Genomic DNA, 2,675 nt, shown 5'->3' with positions numbered 1-2,675 from the left:
GGGCCGACACGACGCGCTGCCGATGCCGGCGCCTCGTCCGGATCTCGACTTCCTGCCCCATCTCTGCGACCGCAAACCGCAGATCAATCCGCTGACCCGCAAGCTGGCTTGCATCACGGATGAGCCGCTGCGCCCGGTCGTGATCATCGTTCCGGGCGATGACGAGGAGTGTCACAGCGAATTCGTCCATCGTCTGCAGCGCATCGTGTTGCCAGATCGGTTGGCCCTGGGCCAGGCCGAAGCGATCACAAGACACCAGCTCACCGATCTGCGTCCCCTCAAGGACGTGCAGGATCTCTGGCACGAACTGTACGACCAGTGGCCCTCCGGAGAACGCGTCGCCGACTCCAGGTTCGAGGTGATCAGAGGGCATGTTCGCCAGTGCGTCGCCACCCATGACCGCCACCTGCTGTTCGTGTCCGATTTCTACAGCCGCGATTTTGATGACGTCAAGCGGGTGCTGCCGCTGATCCTCGAATTCTGGAGCACACAGTGGCGCGATGTGAAACTGAAACGCGCACCCTTCCACTGCCTCTGCCTGCGGTACGAACGCGCCTACCAGAAGCTGCCGGTTCCCGAGCGCCGGGAGCGGGAGCGGCGCGCCCAGGAACTCGAGCGCCTGGTTCAAGGACTCGACCCCGCTGCCTACCCGCAAATTCACTGCATCAAGCTCGATCCGCTCAGCCAGGTCGACTGGAGCGATGTCAGGTACTGGACGACGGACCGCCATGTGATGCAGCACTGCAGCATCCCGGAGGACAGCATCCAGGCGCTCGAAAGTGAGCTGCGCGTGACTCGGCCGATGCGACAACTCGCGCCACATCTTGCCGAACTGGCGCGGAAATTCCCTAACCCCCGGAGAAGTCCGTCATGACCGAAATGCCCTACAGCATCATGACCGAGATGCCCTACAAGAGAAAGGCGCCGGACACGCGCCTCCCGTACGCGAAGACTGTTGAGTCCCTGACGCGCGACCGGCATACCGATCCGCGGCATTATGATCCCGGCGACGACCTCGCCGCCGCGGTCAACGTCGCGCTGATGCTGGGCAGACCCTTGCTCGTCACCGGCGAGCCCGGAACGGGCAAGACAGAGCTCGCGCGCAGTGTTGCCTGGCAGTTGGGGTATCCGCTGTTCCGCTTCGACACCAAGTCCAGCAGTATCGCTCGAGATCTCTTCTACACCTACGACAGCATCGGGCGCTTCGACGCTGCCTATCTGCGAGCCGCAAGGGAAAGAAAGGGCAGCGAGCCGGATGCCGCCTTGCCGGTGATCGACGACCGCGACTTCATCCACTATCAGGCCCTTGGCCAGGCGATCCTGGTCGCCAACGGGAGGGACGCTCTCAACGAATGGCTGGCGAATCCCGATGCCTATCGGGAATGGTTACCGAAGGACTGGCCGAGCGACCGGGAGCTTCCCTGCCGCGCCGTGGTGCTGATCGACGAGATCGACAAGGCGCCCCGTGATTTCCCCAATGACCTGCTGGCGGAGATCGAAGAGCTTCGTTTCGCCATCCCCGAGCTGGGCAACGTGGTGCGCCAGGCGACGAAGGACTTTCAGCCAGTGGTCGTGATCACCAGCAATTCCGAGAAGCACCTGCCCGACGCTTTCCTGCGGCGCTGCGTGTACCACCACATCGACTTCCCCGATGGCGATCGCGAGCGTTTGAAGGAGATCATCCACCTGCGCACCGGGCTGGATGCCAACGACCCCTTGCTGGCGGACAGCATCGAATTTCTTGCCCGGGTGCGCGGCATTGCCAAGCTCGGCAAGAAGCCCGCCACCGCCGAATTCATCGACTGGCTTGCCTACCTGCGTCGCATCGGCGCAGAGTCACGCGCCTGGCTTGTGGCCAACCGGACAGACAAGAGGGTGATGGCCAGCCTCGGCGTGCTCTGCAAGAGCCAGGACGACGTTTCGCCCGTGCGTCAGGAACTGCTTGCCTGGCTGAACAAGAAGTAGTCGTTCGGCTGACCGCGCCGTGCTGACCTCCGAAGACCTGGTCGATCTCGGCGGCGCCTTGCGTCGCGAGCGCTTCGACGTCGGCGCCCATCAGTTGCTGGCAGCGCAGGACCTGCTCCTGCACTTGGCGGTCAACGGCCGCATGCCGGTCCACAAAACAGATCTCGATCGCTGGCTGGCGCCGGTCTTCTGCTCGAATCCCGACGAGCAGCACCGCTTCCGCCGACTGTACCGGGAATGGCTGGCACCACTCGACGTACCGATCCCCGGCAGCGATGGCATGTCGGGCGCCGGCGGAGCAGGCGGGGGCCAATCCACTTCGCGTCTTGACTGGAGCCGCATCGGGCGTCGACTGGCCTATCTGGCCGCTGCCCTGCTGCTGGCGGGTGCGCCGGTGGCAGGCTGGATCGGTTGGGATCACTACCTCAGGGAGCGAACACTGCACGGGTCGGTCGCCGGCGATCACGGGGCCATCCGCGGCGCGACGACTGCCTTCGTCAACCGCGATGGCGAGGAGACCAGGAACTGCACCTCGACAGATGCTCAAGGCCTCTTTTCGTGCACCTACCGCCGCAGGGAACTGCCGGCGACGATCAAGGCCGCCGCCAAAGACTACGACGCGGACAGCCAAGCGATCGAATCGCCGCCCGAGACGAGGATCGATTTCAAGCTCCAGCTACGGCCCCGGCCGCCGCCGGAAGCCCCCGACC

The 2,675-nt window shown here is 64.4% G+C and carries 3 protein-coding genes; all 3 read left to right on the top strand.

Features of this window, described 5'->3' with window-relative positions; translation table 11 throughout:
• Window positions 1-874 (top strand): hypothetical protein (locus CAPSK01_RS13565; RefSeq protein WP_273703677.1); only part of this gene is annotated, 874 nt, incomplete at its 5' end.
• Window positions 871-1,965 carry a MoxR family ATPase gene (locus tag CAPSK01_RS13560; RefSeq protein WP_273703676.1) on the top strand — a complete coding sequence of 365 codons (1,095 nt, stop codon included), beginning with the start codon at window positions 871-873 and terminating at the stop codon, window positions 1,963-1,965. The genes CAPSK01_RS13565 and CAPSK01_RS13560, both read left to right, overlap by 4 nt.
• A gap of 19 nt (window positions 1,966-1,984) precedes the next feature.
• Window positions 1,985-2,675 (top strand): hypothetical protein (locus CAPSK01_RS22975; protein ID WP_273703675.1); only part of this gene is annotated, 691 nt, incomplete at its 3' end.

It is taken from the genome of Candidatus Accumulibacter vicinus (genome assembly GCF_000584955.1).
Taxonomy (GTDB): domain Bacteria; phylum Pseudomonadota; class Gammaproteobacteria; order Burkholderiales; family Rhodocyclaceae; genus Accumulibacter; species Accumulibacter vicinus.
Note: the sequence above shows the minus strand (reverse complement) of the source record. Positions and strands in the feature narration are given on the sequence as shown.

Coding starts and splice junctions, on each gene's coding strand:
- CAPSK01_RS13560 (WP_273703676.1), top strand. CDS start 871: ATGACCGAAATGCCCTACAGCATCATGACCGAGATGCCCTACAAGAGA.